This is a genomic window from Rossellomorea sp. H136, from assembly GCF_056838065.1.
Genome location: NZ_CM166371.1, coordinates 1600918 through 1627385 on the forward strand (window position 1 = coordinate 1600918; position 26468 = coordinate 1627385).

Sequence of the window (26468 nt, forward strand, 5' to 3'; positions counted from 1 at the left end):
AGCCCTCCATTCAGGTGGCGAAAACACAATGAATGGAGGGCTTTACTATGATTAAATTAGGATAGCTGTTCTGTTGTGACAGCTTCTCGAATGGTTGAACGTTTTAAAATCCCGTTAATGATTGGATACACCACAAACATCGCTCCGGCGTTAACAAGTGTAGCTGGAAGTACGACTGCTGCAAATAGAGCAAAGAAAGCTCCAGGCAGACCGACAATCACATAAGCAGAAAGTAAGAATATACTTCCTGATACGAGTGTACCAATAGCTGTTAGAACAGAAGCTCCTACAAGTGAACGAGTGATCTTTTTAGTAGCCAGGAAAAGGCCGTAAAAAACGAAAGCCGTGATCGGTTTATCGATCAGGTTAGGTAAGAATCCTCCAGGGAACTGTGTTGTCAGACCTGAAATGACTCCAGTTAATAAACCTAAAAGTAATACGTTTTTCTTGGCTGGAAATAATATAATGCCTAGAAACATCATCGTCAGCATCATGTCCGGCTTCATTCCTAAGAAAATTCCCGGGATCACTGTGTGCAGGACGGCCCCGATCCCCACTAATAAGGACAGGGATACAAGTGTTTTTGTATTCATTTCTCATCTCTCCTCAACTAAACTATACTATTTGCTTCTCCTAATGTGCACTGTTGCCATTAGCGAAAAGATAGGTACATTATAACATACCAAGTATTGTTGTCAAAGATTAATTATTCTGAAAAAACCTGATCCCTTTAGCTTCAGGGATCAGGCTCGATTTTTATGAAAGATGCTGTGCAATGGATTCAGCTATTCCTTTCAGGTCTTCTTGAGTGTAGTCATCATTATGTGTCTTCCAAACGGCTCCAAAACCATCTCCCTGGCCATAGCGGGGAATGAAGTGCATGTGGAAATGAAAGACAGACTGTCCTGCTGCTTCCCCTGCGTTGCTTAACAAGTTCATTCCAATAGGGTTAAACTCGGCCTTGATACTGTCCGCAATCTTAGGTGCAACAGAGAAGAGGTGACTTGCAATGTCAGGAGTCAGTTCATAGATGTTTTCTTTATGTACTTTGGGAATAAGTAATGTATGACCTTTCGTCACTTGGCTAATATCAAGGAATGCAAGGACATGCTCATCTTCGTACACTTTCATAGAAGGGATTTCCCCGTCGATAATCTTGCAAAATATACAGTCACTCACTGTTTACTCCACCTTTCAGTAATGGCATTTTTATGTATTTTATCATGAAAGAGGAAATAAATGAAGAAGAGACAGGAACGATTTTCCTGCCTCTCTTCTTGAAGGGGTAATACTATAAAGATTAATATGTCAAATCTTCATTCTCTTTGATAAACACCTCATTCTCTAGTAGCTTCTGTAGTGATACATTCTTAAGTTAGAATGAAAATTGTTCAATGCGACCATCCCCTTATCTTTTCGCTATTTAAGCAATTTTAGACAATAGAAACAGTTAGCCGTCTTGGACAAACACCTCATTTGCTATAAGGATGATATGTGTAAACCATTAGAAACATGAATGACTATAACCAATGTGACCATCCCCTTATCTCTTAAGCTTGATAAGCTAATAAAGTAAGTTGATTCAGTCAAAGTGTGCTTTAACAAACACCTCATTTATCAATTTTTTGAACAAATGAATATGGTGAGTGTGTCATTCACTATAGAAGACGACAATCCTTACAGCCGCAAACAATAGTGAAATCGGTTAGCTGGTCTTTAACAACCATCCCCTTTTCCTTATTGCTGGCCCCTTCAAATACTATGATGTGCAAATCGCGTAATGTTATGAATGCTAAAATATGGAATGGAAAGTTGGTTAAACCATGCCTTTACAATGAAATTTTGATAAAATAGAGAAAAACATATAGAAGAGAAAGGACGTTGCTGCTCGTGTCATTATTAGAAATCAAACACCTGGTTGGCGGGTATACCCGAAAACCGGTCTTAAAGGATATAACATTTTCCATACATTCAAATGAAATTGTCGGATTAATAGGCCTGAACGGAGCAGGGAAGAGTACTACTATCAAGCATATTATTGGTCTCATGGAAGCAAAGCAAGGAGAAGTGTCCATTAATGGTCATACATTAAAGAGTGATGCCGATCAATATCGAAAGCAGTTTTCATACATACCGGAAACACCGATTCTTTATGATGAACTTACCCTTGAGGAGCATTTAAAACTTACGGCCATGGCTTATGGATTATCAGAATCTGAGTATAAAGGAAGAATTGATAAACTGTTGAAGGCCTTTCGTATGGAGAAGAAGATGAGCTGGTTTCCTGCACACTTTTCTAAAGGAATGAAACAAAAGGTGATGATCATGTGCGCCTTTCTTATTCAGCCCAGTCTCTATATCATTGACGAGCCGTTTGTTGGATTAGATCCACTCGGGATTCAATCACTGCTGGACTGGATGCAGGAGATGAAGCAAAACGGTGCAGGAATACTGATGTCGACGCATATTTTAGCAACTGCAGAAAGGTATTGTGACTCATTCATCATCCTTCATGAAGGGAAAATTCGTGCAAAAGGAACGCTTCAGGAACTTCGTAAGGAATTCTCCATGCCTGGTGCAACGTTAGATGATATTTATATTCAGCTGACAAAGGAAGAAGCCCATGATGAATAAGGTGGATAGTATTTGGAAGAAACGAATTGTAGAGTATAATCAGGAGCTTCAAAAGTATTTGAAATATATGTTTAACGATCATTTACTATTTGTCCTGATCTTTGCACTGGGAGGAGCAGCGTATACATATAATCATTGGGTGAAAACACTGGATCCGGCTTTCCCTGCACCACTCATCATGGCGGTGATCCTGGGTTTATTATTGGCATGGAGTCCCGTCTATACGTTTTTGAGAGAAGCGGATGCTGTGTTTCTTTTGCCGATAGAGGGGAGTTTATCGAGTTATTTCACCAAATGCATCTGGATTAGCTTCATGTTTCAATCATACATTCAACTGCTCGTACTGGCTGCACTCATGCCAATGTATGTAGCGGTATCCGGAAGCAGTTTTGGAAGCTTCTTTCCGTTACTTGGCTTAGTATTAGCATTAAAGATATGGAATCTATATGTACGCTGGTTGATGTTGCGCTTTCAGGAAAGGGAAGCTCATTGGACCGACAGCTTTTTGCGCTTTCTATTAAGCGGTTCTCTCGTATTCTTAGTTTTATCGAATGCAACTATCTGGATGATTATCGTCGTTGCCTTGGTCATGCTCGGGTATGCTTTGTACTTTTTTCAATCGACAAAAGGTAAGAATCTTAAATGGGATTTGTTAATCAATCTGGAGCAGCAGCGGATGCTGATCTTTTATCGGATCGCCAATATGTTCACGGATGTGCCTAAGCTGAAAGGGAAGGTGCACCGGAGAAAATGGCTTGATGGACTTGTGCGGACACCTTTCTCTCAAGCTTCGACGTATCGGTATTTGTACCTTCGGTCGTTGGTGAGAACAAGTGAATATTCGGGACTTTACATTCGGTTAACCTTGATCGGTGTGCTGTTAATTTATTCGAATTCTTCTTTTATCTTCAGTATTCTGACGGCATTAGTGTTTCTTTATTTAACAGCTTTTCAGTTGATCCCTTTGTTTAAACGGTTTGATTATAAAATCTGGGTTCTCATTTATCCTGTATCAAGGGAATTAAAGAAGTCCTCTTTTCAAAAAATCATAAATCAAGCGATGATGATCCAAGCGAGTGTGTTTTCCCTGCCTCTTTTTTTAAAGGGTGCATGGATAGAAGGGGTGATTACGCTCCTGGTCGGGTTGGCATTTTCAATTCTATTTAGTCAGTTTTACTTAGTACAGCGATTGAAGAAGATGGAAGAAACATTATTTTAGTGAAACAATCCGGAAGAAAGAAACGTATAGAAAGAGTAAACAGATAAAAAAAGGATGGTGGTTCAGTGTGAACCATGAAAGAGAAGAGCTCGATTCCTGGAAACGTAAGTTCAGTAGAAAATCTTCCATCTTCCAACGGGTTTCTAAGCAAGCTCAAACAAAAGTGAATCAATGGATTCCAGAGAAAGCACATAACGTAGTAACGGAAAGTATCAAGAAGATGGTAGAAGTAACGTTAAAGGGAAGCGAGTGGGTACCCCTTCAGCAGGTCTCTGTGAAGTCTTCACTGAAGGAAAGAGAAGCGCTGATGAAGGAACGAATGGAATTTTACCGGAAGGCGGCTACGATTGAAGGAGCAGGAACAGGTGCAGGTGGGATCTTTCTTGGCCTGGCAGATTTTCCGTTGCTTTTATCAATCAAAATGAAATTTCTGAGCGAATGCTCTGCCATTCATGGCTATAATACAAAACAATATGAGGAACGCCTGTTTTTGCTTTATGTCTTTCAGCTTGCATTCTCCAGTGATTCTCATAAAAAACATGTTCTCGACATCATCGAAAACTGGGATGTGGAAAAAGAAAAATTAAAGGAATTGGACTGGCGAACTTTCCAACAGGAGTATCGGGATTACATTGATTTTGTGAAATTATTTCAACTCATTCCCGGAGTAGGGGCTGTGGTGGGAGCCTATGCAAACTATCAACTTCTTGAACAATTGGGGGAAGTGGCAAAATATGCTTATCGGATTCGGTACTTTCATGATTTAGAATAGTAGTGAGGGAAGGTCGACGTGATGGTCGATCTTTTTTTTGAGGGATATTGGCAGAGCGACCGAATACAAACGCATCTTTTTATTTCCTCTGAATATTCAGGTGTAGTTAGAAAGTACGTTATCATTATTGTTGTGAGGTGTGAAACAGATGAACAAACGCAAGAAAGGATTGAAAGTGTTAGGACTTATTCTATTCTCATTCTTCTTCTTTTTAGCAGGGGTCTTTCATTTTATTGAAGCTCAAGGATTCGCCAAAATGATCCCTGAATTCATTCCTCTAAGGGAAGAAATCGTATATATTACGGGAATGATCGAGTTTATATTGGCTGTACTCCTGCTCATTCCAAAGACTCGTGAAAAAGCGGGGGTTATCACAGCGATTTATTTAGTTCTCATTTTCCCCGTGAATATTTATGTGGCCATTAAAGAAATTCCTTCTCCAGGGAACGATGAAGCGAATGTAGTACTGCTCTGGGTGAGGTTATTATTTCAACCGCTTTTGATCTGGTGGGTCTTGGTGGTAAGTAAGATTGAAAAAAATCATCGCTTTTATTAAGAGTAAAGGATCAGGCAGGTCACCTGATCCTTTTTTATGAGTTATTTTGTCAGCGTCTCTGTGATAGAATGCCTTTCTTGATATTGAATGGTAGCAGACGCCAGTGATTTAGCGGCAATCAGAAGAGCCTTTTCGTTAATATCAAACTTGGGGTGATGGTGGGGGAAGGCAACTTCAACATTTTCCGGCTTGGCTCCCGTAAAAAAGAAAGTACCCTTTACTTGTTCTAAGTAATGTGAGAAATCTTCCCCACCCATTTGCATTTCAATTTCTTCCACACTATGAACTTCATCGACTGTATCGACACTTTGAATCAACAGATCCGTTTCCCCTGCGTGATTCACGACTGCTGGATATCCGCGATCATAAACATATTCATACTCACAGCGGGCTGAAAGACATGCACCCTTTAGAATCTGTTCGATTTCTTCTTCAATAAAATCTCTGACCTCAGGATTGAATGTACGGACTGTTCCAATGAGTTTAGCGGAATCGGCAATCACATTAAATGCATTATCTGCCATAAAAGAACCGATCGTCACAACGGCAGGGTCAATCGGATTCACTCTTCTGCTGACAATTTGTTGAATCTCGGAAACGACTTGAGCTCCAATCACGATGGAATCCTTTGTTTTATGAGGTTGTGCCCCGTGACCTCCGGAGCCCTTGATGACGATTTCAAATCTGTCAGCAGCAGCCATGATCGGACCTGTTCGATATAGAATTTTTCCGAGAGGTTCACTTGACCATAAATGAGTTCCGAAAATAACATCCACTCCATCCAGGCAGCCCGCTTCAATCATGGGTTTCGCTCCGCCTGGTGCATATTCTTCCGCATGCTGATGAATAAGAATCACTGTACCTGAAAGATTACTACGCATTTCATGCAGGGTTTTACCCAATACTAACAGTGTTGCTGTATGACCATCATGGCCACATGCATGCATGACCCCTGGAACGGTGGAGCGATATTCAACTTCCTTTTCATCCTGGATGGGGAGGGCGTCAAAGTCTGCACGAAGAGCCACTGTTTTTCCAGGGAGAGCTCCCTCGATTCTTGCTACTACCCCATTGCCACCGACTTGTTGCTGGACGGGAACGCCGATTTTCTTATAGTAATCTGCAATGTATGCAGCTGTGTTTTTCTCTTGGAAGGATAGTTCAGGATGTTGATGGAGAAACCTTCTGATCTCAACCATTTCTATCCAACGTTCTTCTAATTTCTGATATAATTCATTCAGCAAGTGCACAACCTCCTAATATTTGATGAATATTACGAATATTATAACACTAAATATGATGAGGGATGTGGGTAATTAGAGTGAAATTCAAGGAGGATCAAGATGAAGAAGTTTCAATACATAACGGCCATCATTTCATTTTTACTGTTTATGACCATCGCGCATTTTGTTTTTTATGAGATGGAAATTTTAGGTGAGGATTATTTCTTGTCGAACATGAGCAACCTTCACTTTATTGAACTGTTTTCCGTAATCGGTACTGAAATAGTGATTGGGATCGCATCCATCGTCCTTATTTTATATCTTTGGTGGGCCAAGAAGGACTTTCTTGGAATCATTACTGTTGTTGTTCTGGTAGCCGGAAGTAACGTCCTTAATAAATCAATCAAAGGTTTGATGGAAAGAGAAAGACCTCCTTTTTCAAATGGTGAGGAAGGGTTCAGCTTTCCAAGCGGCCATGCTATGGTAGGGCTGGTCTTCTTACTCGTCACTGCATACTTCATTAGTAGAGAGATTTCTTCTGCTGGGATGAAAGTGATTCTCTATATCCTGGCGATCACCCTTGCCCTGCTGACAGGACTCAGCAGAATAGTGGAACAGGCTCACTATCCATCGGATGTAGCAGCCGGATATCTGCTCGGATACTCCTTTTTCGTACTATGTATCTTTCTTTATGAGAATCGGCCGAAACAGGAAAGATAGAGGGACGGACCTTGAAACAAGGTCCGTCCCTCACTTTATTCAAATCAAAAACATCGCTACAATCGTGGTTGCTATTAATCCGATGACGACAGGAAGCATGTTACGCCGTGCGAGTTCGAATGGATCGACTCCACAGATGGCGGCAGCCGGGATGAGGGCCCATGGGACGAGTGTTCCGCCGCCGACCCAGATGGCTGCCACTTGCCCGAGGGCGGTTAGGGTTGCAACACCGGACCCAATGCTATCTGCGAATAGATTGGCTACGGAACCGGCAAGGGAAATACCGGAAAAGCCGGATCCATCGAGGCCTGTGATCGATCCAACGGTCGTTAGGGTGATCGCCCCTACTGCTGTAGACAGGGGAACGACGGCAGCCAGGGATGCACCGAGGTCATTGACGATTCCTTGAGACGTTGAAGGAAGGAAGTCGCCGATAATCGTTTGAAACCCTGAATCTCCCAAGTAGAAGAAAGCAGCAATTGGAATCACGGGACCAAACACTTTAAATCCAAACTGAAACCCGTCAATCATGAAGCTCGTCGTTTTCTCCAATCCCTTTCCTTTATAAGCAGCCAATGAAATCAAGAGAAGAATGATGATGGATGTTCCACCGATCAGTGCGGTTGCATCTCCCCCTTGAAGATCAAATAGAACCATTGCAGTAATATCCAGGGCAAATAAAATAGGAATAAGGATGGCGATTGTTCGTTTCCATCGTGTAGATAACAGGTTAGGTGACTCCTCCTGATCCTTGCCAATAGATACGATGGAGCTTGAATCCACTTTCAGGATTCCTTTTTTCATATCTCGTTTAAGAAAAAGAAAAGCGGTAACAGTTGTGACGACGCCCATCACAATAATAAGGGGGATACTTGCAGAAATAACATCTGATACAGGTATTCCTGCTGCGTCTGCTGTTAACTTCGGAGCTGCCTGAATGACAAAGTCACCTGAAAGGGCGATACCGTGACCGAATAAGTTCATGGCCATGGCGATTCCAAGGGCAGGTAATCCGACTCTAAGGGCGACTGGTACTAACACGGCACCCAGGAGGGCTACTGCAGGCGACGGCCAGAAGAACCAAGATATAAACATCATCACAAGACCGATTGTCCAGTAAGCAAGGGATGGTGTCCGGATGAACTTTGTAAACGGGCGAATCATGACATCGTTAATACCGGTTGTAGTCAGCCCTTTACTCATTGCTACGATAATGGAAATCACGAGAATGGTAGATAGCAATTCCGTAATCGCAAAGATAAAGCTATTAAATATGCTACTAACCGATCCACTTAACGATCCTGTTGCCATCAGTGCAATACTGAAGATTCCCAGGATACATACGATCGTGGTGTCTTTCCGGAAAATCATAAATAGGATGATGAATCCTATGAAAGCTAAATAAATCCAATGAAGAGCGGTCAAATCAATCCCCATTAGAAAAAACCTCCTCTAAATCGTTCCTCAAACTTTAGGCATATGCCCTGATCTGTACTATAGATTATGAAAATCGTGAAAAGATGTGAAACAGGTTAGAAACATTTTTTCCGTCTCGAGACCGAGGCAGAATCATGCCGATGCTCCTCAATACACGAGAGAAAGCAATCTATAATGAAAGTAGTAACAGGAATTTATTCATAAATAGCGAAATAAATAGAAGATGTGAAGGTGGTGTTGGTATGAGGTATAAGGGAAGAAAACAATGGTTTTTCTCGTTCCTGTTGATGGGGATAGGATTGTTGTTATTACTATTGAATATTGGTGTCATTTCCTTGGAAATAACGCAGATATTTGTCAATATTATTCCAATTTTGTTGTTGCTCCTTGGCTTGAAGTGGACGGTAGACAGTTTTTTGAAGGGAAGCTTTGGGAAGTTACTGTTTGGACTATTCAGTATGGTATTAGGGGGACTCATTATACTCGATGGGTATGATGTAGTGGATTTTGACTATGGAAGCTGGTGGAAACTATGGCCTCTCTTTATCATTGCCATTGCCATTAATAGAGTGGGAAGAAATAAACCCATCAAGATTAGCATTAGCAATGAATCACCAGATAAAGAGGAGACAGGGCAAATAGGATTTGAAAATCAGCCGTTGGGGGAGAAAATCCTTCAAAAGAAGAATAAAATGAACAAAGGGTTTATTGTCGGGGATATACGTTTTTCCGAGCCTAACTGGCCGCTGGAATCAATGAATCTTTACAATGCCATTGGAGATTACTATTTTGACTTTAGTAAAGCCTTTATACCAGAAGGGGAAACGCCCATTGATATTAAGGGTTGGATAGGTGATGTAAAGATGATTATTCCAGAAAACGTCCCAGTGGAGATCACCTTGAATGTACAAGTAGGAGATATTAAATTATTCGACCAGAAGTCAGCTGATCTTCGTTCTGAGTTATATTACCGTTCCCCGGAATACGAGCTTGCTAGCAAAAAAATCAAACTGAATGTTAATGTAAAAATAGGATCGATTCGAATCAGCCGAGTGTGATTGGAGACGATTTATCCGATAAAAGGAGGTTAGAACGTGGAGAAGTCTTCAAACATTCGCAACTGGATCTTTAAAAGCTTTTTCATGATGTCCACCATGGCTGTATTGCTTTTCTTTATTTCCTTGCAGGTCTATCTGTACTTAGCTGATAACCCAAGCTTTTCTCTTGAAATATCACTCTATTTAACCATTTGGCTGGCAAGCATTCTTCTATTATTAAGCATATATTTCGGATTTCGAACGGGGTATACTTTTAAAGGAAGAATTGATGATATTTCCACCTTTGTAACGCTGCTAAGAAGTGGAAAGTTTTCTGCAAGGGTGGACCGATACGAACACGACGAGCTTGGGATTTTATCGGATGAATTGAATCAGCTTGCTGTGTTCATTCAAGAACAGGTCAAATCACTTCAGAGATTAGCTGATGAAAAATCCGAACTTGCCGATCAAGCTCACCAGGCAGCTGTCATGGAAGAGAGGCAAAGACTGGCGAGGGATCTTCATGATTCAGTCAGTCAGCAATTATTCGCGTTGAACATGCTTTCTTCCGCCGCGCAAAAAAGTATCGGGACAGACCCTGAAAAGGTTGGAACGATTATAACACAAGTGGCTGAAATTGCAGGGAAAGCGCAAGGGGAGATGAGGGCTCTTCTTCTTCATTTACGACCGGTCGATTTAAAAGGTGAAAGTCTCTGTGAAGCGTTAACCATTTTAATTAGAGAATTAAAGGAAAAAACACAGATTGAAATCGAAGCAAGCCTCGAAGGGATTGAGAATCTTTCAAAGGGGACTGAAACCCATATGTTCAGGATTATTCAGGAGAGCCTATCCAATATCCTGCGTCACTCAGAGGCAACGAAAGTGAAGATTGTTACGGAGAAAAAAGATGGTTATGTCACTCTGTACATCAGTGACAATGGAAGAGGCTTTAACCTAAAAGAAAACAAGATGACATCGTACGGACTTCAGACGATGAGAGAGCGTGCCGAGGAAATCGGGGGATTGTTTCAGATTCGTTCTAAAGAGAAGGAAGGAACGTATATTGACCTGCGGATTCCAGTCTAAACCAAAGGGGGAAAACAAGTGGATAAGGTAAAGGTGATGATTGTAGATGATCACGAAATGGTTCGATTAGGTATAAAAACCTATTTGCTGACAGAGGATCGGATTGAATTCCTAGGGGAAGCGAAAAGCGGTAATGAAGCGTCTCAGCTTGCGAAGCTGTATATGCCTGATGTCATTCTGATGGATTTATTAATGGAGAACGGGAATGGAATCGAGGCGACTAAGAAAATCCTAACCTTTCATCCCCACTGTAAAATCATTATTCTTACAAGCTATTATGATGATGAGAAAGTATTTCCAGCCATAGAAGCGGGAGCTCATAGTTATTTGTTGAAGACAGCAAGTGCCGAAGAAGTGACATCGGCTGTTTATAAAGCGATGAAGGGGGAGTCCGTCATTGCCTCCAAAGTAGCGGATAAAATGATGAACCGATTCCGGCCTCAGGAAGTATTACCTCATGAAGAGCTGACGTCGAGAGAAATGGATGTATTGAAATGCCTGGGAGAAGGTATGACAAACCAGGAAATTTCAGAAGAGCTTTTCATTGGGATTAAGACCGTTAAGACTCATGTAAGTAATATTCTGAGTAAACTTGCAGTGGCCGATCGTACACAGGCAGCGATTTATGCGAATCGGAATGGGATATTATACAGTAAAAATCCGATAGAATAAGTAGACTTTTACTTCAGATAACGCAAAGGGGCTTAATCAAAGGGAATGTAATCACTCCCCTTGACTAAGCCCCTTTTACGGGAACAGAAAAGTTACTTAGAAAGTAACGGGTTTACTAAATTTAAATCGTGAAGAGAGTATAGATTCTGTTGAAGAGATGTTGGCGAATTCATGATGAAGATTAGCCAGTGACAGACCGTGAACAATTTCAGCTGAAAATAAAGAACCATCATACGAATACGTTTCGAAGCATGCTGTGGCATCAAAAGGAACAGTCACATCATAACCTAAGTTCTGAGCCATGCGAACCGTAGTGGAGACACAGTGATTCGTCGTGAAGCCCATCACTACAAGGGATGTGAACTTTTCCCTCTTTAAATATAAATCCAGGTCCGTATCGATAAAGGCGCTGTTGACGTGCTTAATGATTTGCTTTTCGTTTCGTAAAGGGCGGAATTCGTCTATAAAATCGAAACCTGCAGAGCTGGAATGCAGTTGTGATTCCATATCATTGGAAGAATGCTGTACATGAACGACAGGACATGACTTTTCTCTCCATGCGTGAAGAAGCTGAAAGGCGTTCTCTTCCATACCAGGATTATTTCGCTTTCCCCATGAAGGATGACTAAATGCCTTTTGAAAGTCAATCAGAAGCAAACACGTTTGACTCAATGGTACTCAACTCCTTTCAAATAGGGTGTGTTGTAAATAAATGCAAAGTAAATATCTATGACCAATACGATAAAGTATACTGTTAATAATTTGTAATTATGTATGTACACTTTAAGTGTAATTGTTAAGTTTGAGGGACCGGCGAGTAGCTGCCATATAGGAAAAATAAAAAGCTGCCTCGGATCGGGCAGCTTATGTATTACTCTTGACCTGTTACATGATATTCACTTACATAGGAAGCGCGGGGAAAGATATCCTTCTTATTATCAATTCCTTCTTCCGTCCCGCGCTTTTCATGTGCTTTTTTGTATTGCTCTGACTCCTGCCAGGCAATGAAGTTTCTCTCGTCTTCCCATAGTGTCATAATCACATATGTATCCGATTCTAATGGACGAAGAACCCGAATGGCCGTAAAGCCCGGAACTTCTTCAATCAATCCTGCCCGATTTTTAAAGCGGTACTCAAATAGCGGACGGCCTTCATCTGTAACTGGAATATTATTGAACACTACATATCCTTCATTTACAAGCTCACCAGATTGGTCGACGATTTCATATTTGCGTGGGGATTCAAAGACACTTTCTCCATTTGTCTCATGAAGCAGCATGGCATCTTTCCCTTGCAATAAGATCATTTTTTCATTTGTATGCCGATCCATTAATTTTTGCAGGAATTCATGTGTTCCCGTTGTTATATACACCTTCATCCAAATCACCTCAATTAATTAGTTATCTCTATTATACTCTTCCCTAATCCTTTGATCATGTAACATGATTTCTGGATATTTTTTCATCCGCCTTGAAAATCGGCAAATTTATGACATTTTCCCTTGATAACTATACAATTCTCATTAAAACGTCTATAGTTTAAAAGGGTTACAATTCGTACGGTCATATTGAAATAGTACAATTTTAGAATCTAATTAAATTAGTATACAATGGGAATAATGGAGTTACATAGAAAGGTGGACGAACAAAGGTATGAAACAAATGAATGATACATTTTTACGAGCAGCAAGGGGAGAGAAGACGGACTATACTCCGGTTTGGTATATGAGACAAGCTGGGCGTTCACAACCTGAATACCGCAAAATCAAAGAGAAGTATTCTTTGTTTGAAATAACACACCAACCTGAGCTTTGCGCATATGTGACAAGGCTGCCGGTTGAACAATATGATGTGGATGCAGCGATCCTATATAAAGACATTATGTCACCACTTCCTTCTATTGGAGTGGATGTAGAAATCAAATCAGGAATCGGCCCCGTGATCGATAACCCGATTCGTACGACAGCTGATGTTGAAAAGCTTGGAGAAATCGATCCCGAAAATGATGTTCCTTACGTATTAGATACCATTAAATTATTGACTCAGGAGCAATTGTCCGTGCCGTTGATCGGTTTTGCCGGTGCACCTTTTACAATGGCAAGCTACATGATTGAAGGCGGCCCATCGAAAAACTATAATAAAACAAAAGCGTTCATGTATGCAGAGCCACAAGCCTGGTTTGCTTTAATGGATAAACTGGCAGCTATGACAGTGACGTATGCGAAAGCTCAAATCAAAGCAGGGGCGTCTGCTTTTCAAATTTTCGACTCATGGGTCGGGGCATTGAATATACAAGATTATCGTACATTCATTAAGCCGGTCATGGAGAAGATCTTTACAGAATTGAAGGAAGAGAACGTACCATTGATTATGTTTGGTGTTGGCGCAAGTCACTTGGCCAATGAATGGCATGACCTGCCTCTTGATGTAGTCGGATTAGACTGGCGCCTGCCGATTAATGAAGCAAGAGAGAGAGGCATTTCCAAAACGGTAATGGGAAATCTGGATCCTGCGATTCTGTTAGCTCCTTGGGAAGTCATCGAAGAAAGAGCCAAAGAGATCCTTGATCAAGGAATGGAGCTTCCTTCCCACATCTTTAACTTAGGACACGGTGTATTCCCGCAAGTTAATCCGGACACATTAAAGCGTCTGGCAGCTTTCGTGCATGAATACAGTGCCAGGTAGAGCACATTCATACGTGTGGAACCATGGATTCATATGAAAAAACATGGCACAAAATGGAATGTATGATACTGATAATGAGGTGAAATGGTATGACAAAGAAGAAAATGGGTCTATTGGTGATGGCCTATGGAACTCCATATAAAGAAGAAGATTTGGAACGTTACTATACACATATCCGACATGGAAGAGCTCCTTCAGCTGAACTGCTGGAAGACCTCCGTGGACGTTATGAAGCGATTGGTGGGATTTCTCCACTGGCTAAAATCACCCTGGATCAAGCGAAGAGTCTTGAAGAACATTTAAACAGCATACAGGACGACATTGAGTTTAAAATGTATCTTGGGCTGAAGCATATTGAGCCTTTCGTGGAAGACGCTGTTGAACAAATGCATAAAGACGGCATTCAAGAAGCTGTATCGATTGTACTTGCCCCTCATTTTTCAACGTTCAGTGTTAAATCCTATAATGGACGCGCGAAGGAAACAGCAGAAAAGCTGGGCGGGCCACACATTACATCCGTTGAAAGCTGGTATGATGAACCTAAATTCATTCAGTATTGGGTGGACAGAGTGAAGGAAACCTATGCAAGCATGTCGGATGATGAGCGTAGCAATGCTGTCCTGATTGTATCTGCTCACAGCCTGCCTGAACGCATCCTGCAATCAGGGGATCCTTATCCAATGCAATTAGAGGAGACAGCGAAGATGATTGCAGAGGGCGCAGGTGTAGAGGAATATGCAGTAGGCTGGCAAAGTGAAGGAAACACTCCTGATCCCTGGTTGGGTCCTGACGTTCAAGATTTAACCCGTGACCTATTTAAAGAAAAAGGGTACAAGACATTCGTCTACACACCGGTAGGCTTCGTATCCGATCATCTAGAAGTACTATATGACAATGATTATGAATGTAGAGTGGTAACAGATGATATTGAAGCTTCGTACTATCGTCCGGAAATGCCGAATGCCAAACCTGAATTCATCGATGCAATGGCAGATGTCGTGTTAAAACACCTTAAATAATTTCTCGTTTTTGGCTGAAACAAAGGAAGGACTGAAGCATATGAGTTCACTCTCACCGCTTTAGTCCTTCTCTATTGTTCAATAAGATACATTGTTAAAGAAGGCGATGAACGTGTTGGAACAACAAAATAAAAGAGTCGTGATCATAGGTGGAGGGATCACCGGATTAACGACTGCGTACTACTTGCAACAGGAAATAAAAGATAAAAATCTTCCCATCGAAGTGAAGCTTGTCGAAGCAACCCATCGCCTCGGTGGAAAAGTGCAAACCTTGAAAAGGGACGGGTATGTGATCGAAAAGGGACCGGATTCATGTTTAGCCAGCAAACAAGAAGTTTCCCGCTTAGCAGAACGGCTGGGAATCGAGGATACGCTTATTCGTAACCGTAAAGGCACATCCTATGTGATAGCGGGCGGTGAGCTGTACCCTATACCCGGGGGATCCATCGTAGGTATTCCAACCCAAATCGCTCCTTTCATTACGACCAGTCTGTTTTCGTTGACCGGTAAAATGAGGGCTGCCGCTGATTTCGTTCTTCCCCGATCACAGGAAATGGAAGACCAGTCATTGGGTAAATTCTTCCGACGAAGAATGGGGGATGAGGTTGTTGACCATTTAATTGAACCTCTCTTAACAGGTATCTTTGCCGGGGATATCGACCAATTAAGCTTAATGTCAACCTTTCCGCAACTCTATGAACTAGAACAAAAACATCGTAGTTTAATAGCAGGTATCAAAAAGAGCGGTCAATCTGCAAACTCGAATGAAAATGGAAACTTTCTGACATTTACAGGAGGGCTTCAATCTCTTATCGATACCATGGAAGCAGCACTGATCCCGAATACAGTATACAAGAGCATGAAAGTAACCAGCATAGAAAAAGAAGCCAGCAATGATTACACGATTACTTTCACAAACGGTGAGCAGTTGGAAGCCGACAGCGTAATCGTCACCACACCACATCATGTAGTACAATCCATGTTTCCTTCGTATCCTTTCTTAACCTTTTTAAAAGAAATGCCGGCTACATCCGTAGCAACTGTAGCAATGGGATTCTCACAAGATGCTATCAAAAAAGACATTGCCGGTACGGAATTCCTTGTATCAAGAAACAGCGACTATTCCTTGACGGCGGGAACCTGGACCCATAAAAAATGGCCACACACTGCCCCGGAAGGAAAGGCACTATTGCGATGTTACCTGGGGAAATCCGGTGACGAAACGATCGTCGATTTATCTGATGATGAAATTGAGCAGATTGTCCTTGAAGATCTGAGCAAAGTCATGGATATAGAGGGTGCCCCGGAGTTTACAATCGTGTCCCGTTATAAGAACTCCATGCCTCAATATACCGTAGGCCACAGGGAACGGATTCAGGACATGTTTAATCAGGCTGAAGCAATTCTGCCTGGATTATTTATCGCCGGGAGCTCTTATGAAGGAGTAAGTATTCCTGACTGTATCGAACAGGGGGAAAAGGCTGTATCGAAAGTAATGGAGTATCTGAAATAGGATAAGGGAGACCGCCAGGGTTGGCGGTCTTTTTTGTATCTAATAGGATTGGGGAACTAATAGGAAGCTAGGCGAATTTTCTTCAAGCTGAACCAACAGAAAGACACCTCCTGCAGACAACAGGTGTGCCCCTCACTTCACAACCCTATACCTGGAATGCTGCAGCATCCAATTCTGAGGAAATGCAGATCCCAAAACCCAGTAACTTAAACCTCGCAGTCTATACTCATCCACCGTTTTCTGTTTGGCCAGCATGCTTCGTGCGTCTTCAAACCAGACTTCATGCTTTTGACCGGTTTCATCCCAATAGGTGAAAAAAGGGGATTGATATACGTCGTTGTATTGAATTCTTACACCATATTTGCTTGCGAGATCAAGTGCTCCTTGAGGAGAGACTGTTTTGGCGAAGGTCCCGTCGACCCAAGGAACTTTCCAATCGCGCCCGTAGAGGGGGGCGCCCATCATGATTTTGTTTCTCGGGATGACGGTAACGGCGTAATCGAGTACTTTCTTCACTTCATTAATCGGGGCAATCGCCCATGGTTTGCCGCCTGCCCACCCCCATTCGTATGTCATGATGACAACAAAATCGACAATTTCTCCGTGTGCTTTATAGTCATGGGCTTCATATAAAAGTCCTTTTTGATCAGCTTTAATTTTAGGTGCAAGGGCCGTCGACACAGAGTATCCTTTAGGATTTAGTGCTGCAACGGTTCTTCTTAAGAAAGTATTATAATTTTCCCGGTCTTCGGGATATACATATTCGAAATCAAAATTTAAACCTTTATAGCCCTTCGTCTCCATTTTTTTTACGATAGATGAGATTAAGGTGTTTTGCAGAGATTCACTTCTTAGGATGGTGGCAACAAGATCAGAGTCGAATTTTCCACCTGTAAAATTCGTGAGAACCAGTAAAGGGTCGACGTTTTGGTTGTATGAGGCTGAAATTAAAGCACTATCATTTAACTCAGTGACCGAACCGTCTTCTGTAATGGAATAAGTGAAGGGAGTCAGGTAGGTGAAATAGCTGCCCAAACCGTTCACTTCTGCTACCCCTTCACTGTCTGTCCGGGTAATGTAGGCATTTACTTCCGTCGTGAGTTTCGTGTTTGGAATCCTGATTTGCTGCTTTGGATAAATGAGAGAAGGGTTCGCAATAGAATTGGCATTTAATATTTCCTGCAGCGGGACTTTATAGTTATAGGAAATGGTATAGAGAGATTCACATGACTTTACTCTATGGATAAAGGAAGGCATTACGATCAATTGACCAACGAATAGCATGGCAGGATCAGAAATCTGGTTGAAATCGATGAGTTCTTGTAAACTTATATTGTATTTTTGGCTAATGCTATACAAAGTGTCTCCTGGTTGCACGATGTATTCTTTTAAAGATTCCGGAATGAGAAGACTTTGTCCAATCACGAGAATATTGGGATTTTTCAATTGATTTCCGTATGAAATTTGATTGATTTCGACACCATATCTTTGTGCGATCGACCAAATAGAATCCCCGCTTTTTACAACATAAATATTCATAAGACACCTCCAAGCAAACCTTATCTTTATAGCCTATTCAGAAGGGCTTATTTTATATGAAAGATGAATGGTATACTAAAAGAAAAAAATCACTTGTGTATTGGCAAGAGATGTGATAAATTTATTTATGTTCATTAAGTGACTAAATTACAAATTTGGTCAACTGGTCATATTAAGGGGTGAGGTCATGGCGATTGATCGAAAGAAACAGGTTCTGGATGCTGCGACGAATTCGTTTTCACTGTTTGGCTATAAAGCAACGACGATGGATCAAGTGGCAAAATTAGCGAACGTAGGAAAAGGAACAATTTATACGTTTTTTAAAAATAAAGAAGAATTGTTTGATGAAATTGTATCATCGCTAATCAATGAAATGAAACGGGAAGCGGAAGAAGTGATTGATCCTCAGGAAACCTTCTCGGAAAATGTTCATCGTGCATTGTTCCGCATGCTTGAATTCAGGAAAGAGCATAAGCTGACCATCAAGCTTTATCAAGAAGCCCGGGAAATGGGAACTCCTGCTGTATCAGAAGTCATTGATCGCATGGAGAAAGTGGTCATTGAATTCTTGAGTCAACGAATTGAAAAAGCGATTGCCTCAGAATCGATTAAGCCATGTAATCCCGAAATGACCGCCTTTGTTATGTTGAAGATGTACGTTTCACTTATTTTCGATTGGGAACGAGCGCATGGTCCCCTTGATAAAGATGAAATTGCCAATCTCTTTGAACTATATTTAATTAAAGGGTTATCGAAACGATAGTCCTTTACTTTTGGCAACGAATGACTAAATGGATGAAATGGTCATTTGTTTTTCGGGCTAAAATGACCATTTGGACTAATTGGTCAATTATTCAAATTCAGAAAAATAATAGGAGGAAAACATGAAGAATTCATTTATTGGTTCAGAATTCAAAGCGATTTTAAAAAATAAGAAACTTCTCATCCCGATTCTAGCCGTTCTTTTCATCCCAGTTTTGTACAGTGGTATGTTCTTATGGGCATTTTGGGATCCATATGAACAGTTGTCAGACTTACCTGTAGCGGTTGTAAACAGCGACCAGGGAGCAGAGTTTGACGGGAAGGAATTGCATATTGGAGATGAACTTGTAGATAAACTGAAGGATAGTGACCAATTCGACTTTCATTTTATCGATAAAGAAGAAGGCTACAAAAATTTAGAGAAGCAGGATTATTACATGCTTGTTGAGATCCCGGAGGATTTCTCTGCAAACGGAACAACATTATTAGAAGATGATCCTAAAAAGCTTTCTCTGAAATATGTGCCTAACGAAAGCTTTAACTTCCTGTCCGCTCAAATCGGTGATACGGCGATGAAAGAAATCAAAGCAAGCCTTTCGAAGTCTGTTTCTGAAACATACGCTGAGACTATGTTTGATAAAATTAAAGAAATGGGAGATGGCTATCAAACAGCCAGTGATAAAGCTGGCGAAATCAATAATGGTGCGCTCGATTTATCTCAAGGTGCCGATAAGTTAAAGGATAATTTAGCCGTCTTAGCTGAAAAGAATGTCGAGATGAATGACGGTGTGGCGAAAACGCGGGCAGGTGCCGGTGAACTTGCCAAGGGTTCTAAAGAATTATCGGACGGTGTCGGCGTCATGAAGGATAAATCAGAACAATTGTATGAAGGAACAAAGGATGTCCAATCAGGGATCGATGCCCTTGCAGCCGGAATCGATAGCAGTAAGGTTGGTTTAGAGCAGGTGGATGCAGGTTTAAATAGCGCAGTGGACAATACAGCCAAGTTGCACGCCGGATCTCAAAACCTGGCAGAAAAAATCGGTGCTCTTCAAGGTGGAGCAGAGAGTGCGAAAGTAGGTGCTCAAGCCATCGAAGCAGGGGCTACAAAACTCGAAGATCAACTGGCACCATTTATGGGAAGCCTTCCAGAAGAAAAACAGAACGAATTACAGGCAGCAATCGATCAGATTAAACAAGGGGCAACTGGTCTTCAAACAGGTACCGGGGCTCTAAGTACTGGGGCATCCGAGCTTCAAAAAGGAGCGAATTCTCTTGCTGGAGGAATCGGGGCATTAAATGATGGCCAAAAGGAACTTCAAGGGGGAGTCGGCCAATTAGTAGCCGGATCTGCTCAATTGGATCAAGGATCCAACCAGCTTCAAGCAGGTCAGGGTGAAGTTGTGAAAAATTTTGGCTTGTTAAATGATAAGCTTGGAGAAGTGTATCAAGGTACGGTAAGTGTTGCTTCAGGAGCAAGAGAACTAAGTTCAGGCCTTAACAAAGTTTACAATGGTTCCACTCAATTAACAGATGGGTCTAAGAAACTTGCCGATGGTTCAACAGAATTAGCAGAAGGCTCAACGAAACTGTCAGATGGAACGACAGAATACGAAACGAAATTAAAAGACGCGGCCAAAGAAGCCAACAGCGTAAAAGCCAATGGAGATACGTACGACATGATGGCTGCCCCGGTAGATGTGAAAAATGAAAAAATCAATCATGTTCCAAACTACGGAACTGGTTTTGCTCCTTATTTCTTATCTCTCGGATTATTTGTCGGAGCACTATTAATTTCGATTGTATATCCATTGAAAGAACCAGCAAATCATCCATCAAGCGGAATGAGTTGGTTCCTGGGTAAATTCACTGTTCTTACAGTAGTCGGGATCATTCAATCATTGATTGCAGCAGGCATATTGCTGCTGGGATTAGGTCTTGAAGTGGAAAGTGTACCATTATTCCTACTTTCAACGATCATTACCAGTCTTACATTCCTGGCCCTCATCCAAATGCTAGTAACGATATTAGGTGATCCGGGACGCTTTGTAGCGATTATCATATTAATCCTTCAATTAACTACAAGTGCAGGGACATTCCCATTAGAATTAATCCCGACTGCATTACAGCCAATCAGTGCATTGTTACCAATGACATACTCAGTGGCAGCATTTAAAGCAGTCATTTCAAGCGGGGACTTTGCCTTCATGTGGCAAAACCTCCTCATCCTCCTGGGATACTTCATTGTGTTTGTCATTTTGACGTCTGTATTCTTTGTAGGACTGTTCAAGAAACAATATAGAAAAACAGTAGAAGCTTAAGGGAAAAAAAGGGAGATGTCACACACATTTCCCTTTTTTTCTTCATAAAATGGACAAACCATCCGTAAGTATGAGAGTGTATACTAATTGGTAAGAAGTACATAATGGTGAGACATATAAAAAAGAAGAGCGTTAAAGGAGAGTTTAGGATGAAGAAGATAAGCTTGTTTGTACTGGTAGGTTTTCTCGCATTGATTATCGTTGCCTGCGGGAATTCAAATGAAGATAACGGAGCAAAAGAAGATGAAAAATTGGAGGCTATTGAGGCAAAGTTGGACGTGCCTGAAAAAGGAGAAAAGGGAGAAACCGTTTCGCTTTCCACTAAAGTCACTCAAGGTGAGGAAAATGTAGAGGATGCGGGGGAAGTCAAATATGAGATTTGGAAAAATGGTCATAAAGAAGAAAGTGAAATGATTGAAGCTAAGCATGATAAAGAAGGAGTATACAATGCTGAAAAGACGTTTGAAGAAGACGGCATGTATACTGTGCAAGTCCATGTAACAGCCCGTGATATGCACACCATGCCAAAAGCTGAAATTGCGATTGGCGAAGTAGAAGTTGAGGAACATGGTGAAGAAAGCGGCGACGATCACCACGGTCACCACGAAAGTTCTGTTTCCATCCATCTTATGGAGCCTGATGTGATTAAGATGAATGAGGAAGCAGAAATGAACGTTCATGTGGAAAATGAAGAAAAAGCACTGGAACAAGCAGAAGTGCGGCTGGAAATTTATAAAGAGGGTCAAGAGAAACATGAGTGGGTAGACTTAACTGCTGGTGAAGCCGGTAAGTATAACGGTTCCTATACATTCCCGGATAAGGGGACTTATAATGTACAGGTTCACGTGACCAAAGGTGAGGAAATTCACGAACACACAATGCAAACAGTAGAAGTACAATAAACATAAAAAGGATGCTCTTCAGTTTGAAGAGCATCCTTTTTATTACCCCTTTGATTCTTAATTCTTAATACTCGTAATCAGTGGTACATTTTTCGCAATAAATGCCGTAGCATTCATGCTGCTCTTCAATTGTATCTCCACATTGTGCACAAGACTTAGGCGGCAAATTTCGAAAGAACTCCACAATATTTTTTACCATGTTAATCACCCTCCGTAAATTTGTTTTCACCCATCAATTGTTTGTGTTATATAACTGATGTGTTAATTTATTTTATTGTATTATAACAGTATGAACTTCGTCAACGATTAATTCAAAAATAGGCGAAAAAAATGAAAAAATAGGCACAATGAAGTATAGTAAGGGTACATCCTAAAGTGAAAGGCGATGTTCAAAAATGAAGCTAACCGTTATTGGTCAATGGGGCGGGTATCCGAAGGCAGGAGAAGCGAGCACCGGGTATTTACTTGAACATAAAGGCTTTAAACTGCTTATTGACTGTGGAAGTGGTGTTCTATCCCACCTGCAACATCACGTAGAAGCAACAGATTTAGATGCGGTCCTTCTGTCCCACTATCATCCAGATCATGTGGCAGATATAGGTGTACTACAACACGCTTTATTGATTCAATACTTTCTGGGGAAAAATAAGGGTACATTACCTGTGTATGCCCATAGAGAAGATCAACGGGGTTACGATACGATTACATATAAAGATTTAATGAAAGCCCATGAATACAAGGAAGATACATCATTATCAATTGGTCCTTTCACAGTAACATTTGTGAAAACCAAGCATCCCGTGCCATGCTACGGGATGAGAATCGAAGCAGAAGGCAAATCGATGTTCTATACAGGAGATTCTGCATTCAAAGAGTCATTTGTTCCATTTGGGAAAGACGCGGATGTACTGCTATGTGAATGCAATTTCTATGGAGGGATGGATGCCTCGAACGCGGGTCATATGTCGAGTCTCGACGCCGGAAATCTTGCTCAGAAAACCAATGCCGGAAAGCTCATTCTCACACATTTACCTCATTTCGGCGAACTGGAGCAACTGATCACGGAAGCGAAAACCATTTATAACGGCGAGGTATTGTTAGCGAAAAAAGATATGGAAGTAGATATTTAGGAGGGCGAATGATGTTATTTATCGATAATAAAGGGATTACGGATCCAAGGATCAATCTTGCTATTGAAGAATATGCACTGAAAAACTTAGATATTAATGAGAGTTATTTATTGTTTTATATTAATGAACCTTCCATCATTATCGGGAAGAACCAAAATACGATCGAAGAGATTAATACAGACTACGTGGAGAAACAAGGTCTTCATGTCGTTCGCCGCCTTTCCGGTGGGGGAGCGGTCTATCACGACTTAGGAAACCTGAACTTCAGCTTTATCACGAAGGATGATGGAGAGAGCTTCCACAACTTCAAAAAATTCACTGAGCCTGTTGTAACAGCCCTTCATAAACTGGGGGTGAAGGCAGAGCTTAGCGGACGTAACGATATTATCGCAGAAGGCAGAAAGATTTCCGGAAACGCCCAGTTCTCCACTAAGGGTCGGATGTTCAGCCACGGAACGCTGCTGTTCGATTCCGAAATGGAAAACGTCGTATCAGCTCTACGGGTTAAAAAGGACAAGATTGAATCAAAAGGGATCAAGTCGATCCGTAGCCGTGTGGCCAACATATCTGAATTCCTGTCAGAAAAAATGACCATCGAACAATTCCGTTCAACCCTTCTGGATTATATTTTCGACGGAAGCGACGTGGAAGAATATGTCCTGACGGAAGAAGACTGGAAGAATATCCATGAGCTCTCAAAAGAACGCTATCAGAACTGGGATTGGAACTACGGTAAATCACCGAAATTCAATCTTCAACATTCTCACCGCTTCCCGGTCGGATCCATTGACGTCCGTCTCGAAGTGAACAAAGGGAAAATTGATAACTGTAAAATTTTCGGTGATTTCTTTGGGGTCGGGAATGTAGAAGACATCGAAGAAAAGCTGACAGGTACACGCTATGAACGAAAAGACATTGCCGGAGCTTTAGAGGGTGTTGATATTCAACACTATTTCGGGAATGTGACGAAGGATGAATTCGTGGATTTGGTGTATTAACAATTAAAAACTCTCCTTTAATAAGGAGGGTTTTTTTTTTGTTTGAAAAAATACTACAAAAAGTATCAGATTTTTCAAAAAAATAATCTGAGTATTTCACATTATGAAATTATCATAAGTTTTATCTTTTAAAAGGCTATAGTATGGAGACAGATTAAGAAATGAGGAGGTGGCATGTAAAATGGATATTCGCGATTTAAGAAATTGTTTTGGTAAGTTTGCCACAGGAGTAACGGTTGTTACTTGGAAAGGTGATAACAATCAGAATCATGGCATTACAGTAAATTCGTTTACGTCTGTCTCTTTGGACCCTCCACTAGTATTGGTATCTATTGATAAAAAAGCCAAAGCCTATGAAAGAATGAAAGCAAAGCCTTTTGTTATTAATATATTGGCAGCTGGTCAGGAAGCTGTGGCTTGGCAATTTGCCGGAAAAGAACAACAAGGACTGCAAATCGAATGGGAAGATACAGAATGTGGCCCACGTATTAAAGGATCATTAGCTACAATCGAATGCAATCCCTGGAAGGAATATGAAGGCGGAGACCATGTTCTATTTTTGGGTGAAGTTCAAAATTATCATTACGAAGAAGGTAATAGTTTAGTATTTTTCCAAGGTAAATTCTTAGAAACAAATTCAATCGACAACTATGTAAAATAATAGGAGTAAAGGGGGATGTTTAAATGTCAATTCGTACTGGTGCCCAGTATATAGAAGGTTTGAAATCTCGACAACCAGAAGTTTGGTTAGGAGGAAAGAAAGTAGAGGACGTATATGAGGAAGAAGTATTCCGCCAGCCAATTCATGAAATTGCTAATCTCTATGATATTCAAAATGACCCAAAATACAAAGAGGATATCACTTACATATGTGAAGAAACAGGTGAGCGGTATTCCCATGCATTTAAAGTCCCTAAATCGTATGAAGATTTAAAGGCAAGAAGCAATCTTTTTGAAGTTTGGGCTAAAGCAACCTTTGGGCTTATGGGAAGAACACCCGACTTTCTTAATGTAACGATCACTGCAATGGCCAGCAATAAGTGGTTTCTGGAACAATACAATCCGGAATGGGCACAGAATATGGTGAACTACTACGAATATATTCGCGCCAACGACTTATTCTTGACTCATGCCATCATTAATCCTCAAAATGACCGCAGTAAAGCCTCTCATGAACAGGAAAAAGAGTTTACACATCTAGGGGTAGTTGAAGAAAGACCTGATGGTTTTATCGTAAGAGGAGCCAAGATGTTAGCCACACTGGCGCCAATAACAGATGAAGTGATCATTTATTCATTCCCAGGGTTTCAGCCAGGCGATGAGAAGCATGCCATTGCATTTGCTTTACCTATAGACACACCGGGCCTGCGGATTATTTGCCGAGAGCCGATGCAGGATGGAAAACGATCTGTATTAGACCATCCACTCGCTTCGAGATATGAAGAAATGGATGCATTACTTGTCTTTAATGATGTATTTGTTCCAAGTGACCGTATTTTTATCAATCAGAATATTGAAGCTGCCAATCTATTATATCCAAAAACGGGAATTGGCCAGCAGCCTGCTCATCAATCAGGGGTAAGAGGATTAGTAAAATTGCAATTTGCTTCTGAAGTAGCAGCAAGAGTGGCAGATTCCATTGGTGTGGACGGATATTTAAACGTTCAAACACAATTAGGGGAGCTTATGCAGTCTGTTGAAGCAGTACGCGCGTTATTAAGAGTGGCAGAATACGAATTTGAAACGACGTCAAGCGGTGAGGTGAGACCGGCCGGTATACCTCTTGAGACCATTCGTGGGATGTTGCCTAAGCTTTATCCTCGGGCCATTGAGGTGATGCAAACGGTCGGTGCTGGTGGATTATTGATGTCACCTACATTCGCTGACTTTGAACAACCTGAACTTAGGGAAGATGCTCAGAAATATTATGTAGGACGTGAAGGAGTTCAATCGGAAGAACGGGTTCAAATATTTAAACTTGCATGGGATTTATGTGGTGAAGCTTTTGGACAGAGGCTACTGCAATATGAGCGTTATTATTCAGGAGATCCTCTTAGAAGATTGGGGCGTTTTTATGCAGGGTTTAAACGGAACCACTCTTTTGAAATGGTTGATGAAGCATTAAAAGGTTCAAAAGACCTTCAAGGACAACCGACTCCATAAATGTAAGCGCTTTAATATTATTTGGTTGGAAGCAGGTAATTCAACAAGATTTGTCAAAGTTCTTAAATTGGTGCTATTAGC

At 41.2% G+C, this 26468-nt stretch carries 26 protein-coding genes; 18 read left to right on the top strand and 8 right to left on the bottom strand.

What is annotated here, in order from left to right; all coding sequences use genetic code 11:
* Nucleotides 1-56: 56 nt before the first annotated feature.
* Nucleotides 57-593 (bottom strand): tryptophan transporter, encoded by a 537-nt coding sequence (locus tag ACYH0O_RS08085; protein ID WP_149155094.1) that lies wholly within the window; start codon nt 591-593, stop codon nt 57-59.
* Between the two features lie 163 nt (nt 594-756).
* On the bottom strand, nt 757-1179 hold the full coding sequence (locus ACYH0O_RS08090) for an HIT family protein (RefSeq protein WP_482631890.1): 423 nt from the start codon (nt 1177-1179) through the stop codon (nt 757-759).
* 711 nt (nt 1180-1890) lie between these two features.
* Between ACYH0O_RS08090 and ACYH0O_RS08095 the strand changes: the two genes are divergently transcribed.
* The 4 genes from ACYH0O_RS08095 to ACYH0O_RS08110 all read left to right on the top strand — a co-directional run bounded on the left by ACYH0O_RS08095 (nt 1891) and on the right by ACYH0O_RS08110 (nt 5181).
* Entirely contained in the window at nt 1891-2634 is a 744-nt protein-coding gene (locus ACYH0O_RS08095) for an ABC transporter ATP-binding protein (protein WP_149155096.1), read from the top strand.
* Entirely contained in the window at nt 2624-3853 is a 1230-nt protein-coding gene (locus tag ACYH0O_RS08100; RefSeq protein WP_482631891.1) for an ABC transporter permease, read from the top strand. Before ACYH0O_RS08095 ends, ACYH0O_RS08100 begins: the two co-directional genes overlap by 11 nt.
* Before the next feature lie 67 nt (nt 3854-3920).
* Nucleotides 3921-4625, top strand: coding sequence for an EcsC family protein (locus ACYH0O_RS08105; protein WP_482631892.1), 705 nt, complete (start codon nt 3921-3923; stop codon nt 4623-4625).
* A 148-nt stretch (nt 4626-4773) separates the two neighbouring features.
* Nucleotides 4774-5181 carry a DoxX family protein gene (locus ACYH0O_RS08110; RefSeq protein ID WP_482631893.1) on the top strand — a complete coding sequence of 136 codons (408 nt, stop codon included), beginning with the start codon at nt 4774-4776 and terminating at the stop codon, nt 5179-5181.
* 41 nt (nt 5182-5222) lie between these two features.
* Here ACYH0O_RS08110 and ACYH0O_RS08115 read toward each other — a convergent pair whose 3' ends face one another.
* A complete protein-coding gene (locus tag ACYH0O_RS08115) occupies nt 5223-6425 on the bottom strand; it encodes a M20 family metallopeptidase (RefSeq protein WP_482631894.1) in 1203 nt (400 codons plus the stop codon).
* Between the two features lie 99 nt (nt 6426-6524).
* Between ACYH0O_RS08115 and ACYH0O_RS08120 the strand changes: the two genes are divergently transcribed.
* The gene (locus tag ACYH0O_RS08120) at nt 6525-7124 is read left to right on the top strand and encodes a phosphatase PAP2 family protein (protein WP_482631895.1); all 600 of its coding nucleotides are present in this window, start codon (nt 6525-6527) and stop codon (nt 7122-7124) included.
* A 39-nt stretch (nt 7125-7163) separates the two neighbouring features.
* Here the strand turns inward: ACYH0O_RS08120 and ACYH0O_RS08125 are convergent, their stop codons facing one another.
* Nucleotides 7164-8561 (bottom strand): hypothetical protein, encoded by a 1398-nt coding sequence (locus tag ACYH0O_RS08125; protein ID WP_426891214.1) that lies wholly within the window; start codon nt 8559-8561, stop codon nt 7164-7166.
* Between the two features lie 242 nt (nt 8562-8803).
* Between ACYH0O_RS08125 and liaF the strand changes: the two genes are divergently transcribed.
* From liaF to ACYH0O_RS08140, 3 genes are read left to right on the top strand one after another with little or no spacing between them, the layout of a single operon-like run.
* Nucleotides 8804-9619 (top strand): cell wall-active antibiotics response protein LiaF, encoded by an 816-nt coding sequence (gene liaF / locus ACYH0O_RS08130; protein ID WP_482631896.1) that lies wholly within the window; start codon nt 8804-8806, stop codon nt 9617-9619.
* Between the two features lie 36 nt (nt 9620-9655).
* Complete coding sequence (locus ACYH0O_RS08135; RefSeq protein ID WP_482631897.1) at nt 9656-10684, top strand: sensor histidine kinase; 1029 nt, start codon at nt 9656-9658, stop codon at nt 10682-10684.
* A gap of 36 nt (nt 10685-10720) precedes the next feature.
* The gene (locus ACYH0O_RS08140) at nt 10721-11356 is read left to right on the top strand and encodes a response regulator transcription factor (protein ID WP_482632524.1); all 636 of its coding nucleotides are present in this window, start codon (nt 10721-10723) and stop codon (nt 11354-11356) included.
* Between the two features lie 96 nt (nt 11357-11452).
* On the opposite strand, the gene ACYH0O_RS08145 is transcribed toward ACYH0O_RS08140, so the two are convergent.
* Together ACYH0O_RS08145 and ACYH0O_RS08150 are read right to left on the bottom strand one after the other, a co-directional pair.
* Nucleotides 11453-12028: a cysteine hydrolase family protein gene (locus tag ACYH0O_RS08145; RefSeq protein WP_482631898.1), complete on the bottom strand. Its 576-nt coding sequence runs from the start codon at nt 12026-12028 to the stop codon at nt 11453-11455.
* 199 nt (nt 12029-12227) lie between these two features.
* Nucleotides 12228-12734, bottom strand: a complete 507-nt coding sequence (locus ACYH0O_RS08150) for an antibiotic biosynthesis monooxygenase family protein (RefSeq protein ID WP_148968360.1) — start codon at nt 12732-12734, stop codon at nt 12228-12230.
* Nucleotides 12735-13008: 274 nt separating this feature from the next.
* On the opposite strand from ACYH0O_RS08150, the gene hemE reads away from it, so the two are divergent.
* The 3 genes from hemE to hemY all read left to right on the top strand — a co-directional run bounded on the left by hemE (nt 13009) and on the right by hemY (nt 16572).
* Complete coding sequence (gene hemE, locus ACYH0O_RS08155; protein WP_482631899.1) at nt 13009-14040, top strand: uroporphyrinogen decarboxylase; 1032 nt, start codon at nt 13009-13011, stop codon at nt 14038-14040.
* A gap of 89 nt (nt 14041-14129) precedes the next feature.
* The gene (hemH, locus tag ACYH0O_RS08160) at nt 14130-15059 is read left to right on the top strand and encodes a ferrochelatase (protein ID WP_482631900.1); all 930 of its coding nucleotides are present in this window, start codon (nt 14130-14132) and stop codon (nt 15057-15059) included.
* Nucleotides 15060-15174: 115 nt separating this feature from the next.
* A complete protein-coding gene (gene hemY / locus ACYH0O_RS08165) occupies nt 15175-16572 on the top strand; it encodes a protoporphyrinogen oxidase (RefSeq protein WP_482632525.1) in 1398 nt (465 codons plus the stop codon).
* Nucleotides 16573-16704: 132 nt separating this feature from the next.
* Here the strand turns inward: hemY and ACYH0O_RS08170 are convergent, their stop codons facing one another.
* Nucleotides 16705-18111, bottom strand: a complete 1407-nt coding sequence (locus tag ACYH0O_RS08170; protein ID WP_482631901.1) for a LysM peptidoglycan-binding domain-containing protein — start codon at nt 18109-18111, stop codon at nt 16705-16707.
* A 187-nt stretch (nt 18112-18298) separates the two neighbouring features.
* Here ACYH0O_RS08170 and ACYH0O_RS08175 point away from each other — a divergent pair, with 187 nt between their 5' ends.
* From ACYH0O_RS08175 to ACYH0O_RS08185, 3 genes are all read left to right on the top strand, one after another.
* Nucleotides 18299-18874: a TetR/AcrR family transcriptional regulator gene (locus ACYH0O_RS08175; RefSeq protein WP_149155109.1), complete on the top strand. Its 576-nt coding sequence runs from the start codon at nt 18299-18301 to the stop codon at nt 18872-18874.
* Between the two features lie 121 nt (nt 18875-18995).
* Nucleotides 18996-21194: a YhgE/Pip family protein gene (locus tag ACYH0O_RS08180; protein ID WP_482631902.1), complete on the top strand. Its 2199-nt coding sequence runs from the start codon at nt 18996-18998 to the stop codon at nt 21192-21194.
* 149 nt (nt 21195-21343) lie between these two features.
* Entirely contained in the window at nt 21344-22096 is a 753-nt protein-coding gene (locus ACYH0O_RS08185) for a FixH family protein (protein ID WP_482631903.1), read from the top strand.
* A gap of 64 nt (nt 22097-22160) precedes the next feature.
* On the opposite strand, the gene yhfH is transcribed toward ACYH0O_RS08185, so the two are convergent.
* The gene (gene yhfH, locus ACYH0O_RS08190; protein ID WP_079533738.1) at nt 22161-22295 is read right to left on the bottom strand and encodes a protein YhfH; all 135 of its coding nucleotides are present in this window, start codon (nt 22293-22295) and stop codon (nt 22161-22163) included.
* 196 nt (nt 22296-22491) lie between these two features.
* Here yhfH and ACYH0O_RS08195 point away from each other — a divergent pair, with 196 nt between their 5' ends.
* The 4 genes from ACYH0O_RS08195 (at nt 22492) to ACYH0O_RS08210 (ending at nt 26387) form a co-directional block, all read left to right on the top strand.
* Nucleotides 22492-23226, top strand: coding sequence for an MBL fold metallo-hydrolase (locus ACYH0O_RS08195; protein ID WP_482631904.1), 735 nt, complete (start codon nt 22492-22494; stop codon nt 23224-23226).
* Nucleotides 23227-23237: 11 nt separating this feature from the next.
* Entirely contained in the window at nt 23238-24224 is a 987-nt protein-coding gene (gene lplA, locus ACYH0O_RS08200; protein WP_482632526.1) for a lipoate--protein ligase, read from the top strand.
* Between the two features lie 181 nt (nt 24225-24405).
* Nucleotides 24406-24885, top strand: a complete 480-nt coding sequence (locus tag ACYH0O_RS08205; protein WP_482631905.1) for a flavin reductase family protein — start codon at nt 24406-24408, stop codon at nt 24883-24885.
* Nucleotides 24886-24908: 23 nt separating this feature from the next.
* The gene (locus tag ACYH0O_RS08210) at nt 24909-26387 is read left to right on the top strand and encodes a 4-hydroxyphenylacetate 3-hydroxylase family protein (RefSeq protein ID WP_482631906.1); all 1479 of its coding nucleotides are present in this window, start codon (nt 24909-24911) and stop codon (nt 26385-26387) included.
* Nucleotides 26388-26468: the final 81 nt, after the last annotated feature.

What these genes read in the sequence shown, in the direction of transcription:
- ACYH0O_RS08140 (WP_482632524.1), top strand. Translation starts at nt 10,721, where the DNA reads ATGATTGTAGATGATCACGAAATGGTTCGATTAGGTATAAAAACCTAT.
- ACYH0O_RS08125 (WP_426891214.1), bottom strand. Translation starts at nt 8,561, where the DNA reads ATGGGGATTGATTTGACCGCTCTTCATTGGATTTATTTAGCTTTCATA.
- ACYH0O_RS08210 (WP_482631906.1), top strand. Translation starts at nt 24,909, where the DNA reads ATGTCAATTCGTACTGGTGCCCAGTATATAGAAGGTTTGAAATCTCGA.
- ACYH0O_RS08180 (WP_482631902.1), top strand. Translation starts at nt 18,996, where the DNA reads ATGAAGAATTCATTTATTGGTTCAGAATTCAAAGCGATTTTAAAAAAT.
- ACYH0O_RS08110 (WP_482631893.1), top strand. Translation starts at nt 4,774, where the DNA reads ATGAACAAACGCAAGAAAGGATTGAAAGTGTTAGGACTTATTCTATTC.
- lplA (WP_482632526.1), top strand. Translation starts at nt 23,238, where the DNA reads ATGTTATTTATCGATAATAAAGGGATTACGGATCCAAGGATCAATCTT.
- ACYH0O_RS08175 (WP_149155109.1), top strand. Translation starts at nt 18,299, where the DNA reads ATGGCGATTGATCGAAAGAAACAGGTTCTGGATGCTGCGACGAATTCG.
- ACYH0O_RS08185 (WP_482631903.1), top strand. Translation starts at nt 21,344, where the DNA reads ATGAAGAAGATAAGCTTGTTTGTACTGGTAGGTTTTCTCGCATTGATT.
- ACYH0O_RS08170 (WP_482631901.1), bottom strand. Translation starts at nt 18,111, where the DNA reads ATGAATATTTATGTTGTAAAAAGCGGGGATTCTATTTGGTCGATCGCA.
- hemE (WP_482631899.1), top strand. Translation starts at nt 13,009, where the DNA reads ATGAAACAAATGAATGATACATTTTTACGAGCAGCAAGGGGAGAGAAG.
- ACYH0O_RS08150 (WP_148968360.1), bottom strand. Translation starts at nt 12,734, where the DNA reads ATGAAGGTGTATATAACAACGGGAACACATGAATTCCTGCAAAAATTA.
- ACYH0O_RS08195 (WP_482631904.1), top strand. Translation starts at nt 22,492, where the DNA reads ATGAAGCTAACCGTTATTGGTCAATGGGGCGGGTATCCGAAGGCAGGA.
- yhfH (WP_079533738.1), bottom strand. Translation starts at nt 22,295, where the DNA reads ATGGTAAAAAATATTGTGGAGTTCTTTCGAAATTTGCCGCCTAAGTCT.
- ACYH0O_RS08205 (WP_482631905.1), top strand. Translation starts at nt 24,406, where the DNA reads ATGGATATTCGCGATTTAAGAAATTGTTTTGGTAAGTTTGCCACAGGA.
- liaF (WP_482631896.1), top strand. Translation starts at nt 8,804, where the DNA reads ATGAGGTATAAGGGAAGAAAACAATGGTTTTTCTCGTTCCTGTTGATG.
- ACYH0O_RS08100 (WP_482631891.1), top strand. Translation starts at nt 2,624, where the DNA reads ATGATGAATAAGGTGGATAGTATTTGGAAGAAACGAATTGTAGAGTAT.
- ACYH0O_RS08085 (WP_149155094.1), bottom strand. Translation starts at nt 593, where the DNA reads ATGAATACAAAAACACTTGTATCCCTGTCCTTATTAGTGGGGATCGGG.
- hemH (WP_482631900.1), top strand. Translation starts at nt 14,130, where the DNA reads ATGACAAAGAAGAAAATGGGTCTATTGGTGATGGCCTATGGAACTCCA.
- ACYH0O_RS08120 (WP_482631895.1), top strand. Translation starts at nt 6,525, where the DNA reads ATGAAGAAGTTTCAATACATAACGGCCATCATTTCATTTTTACTGTTT.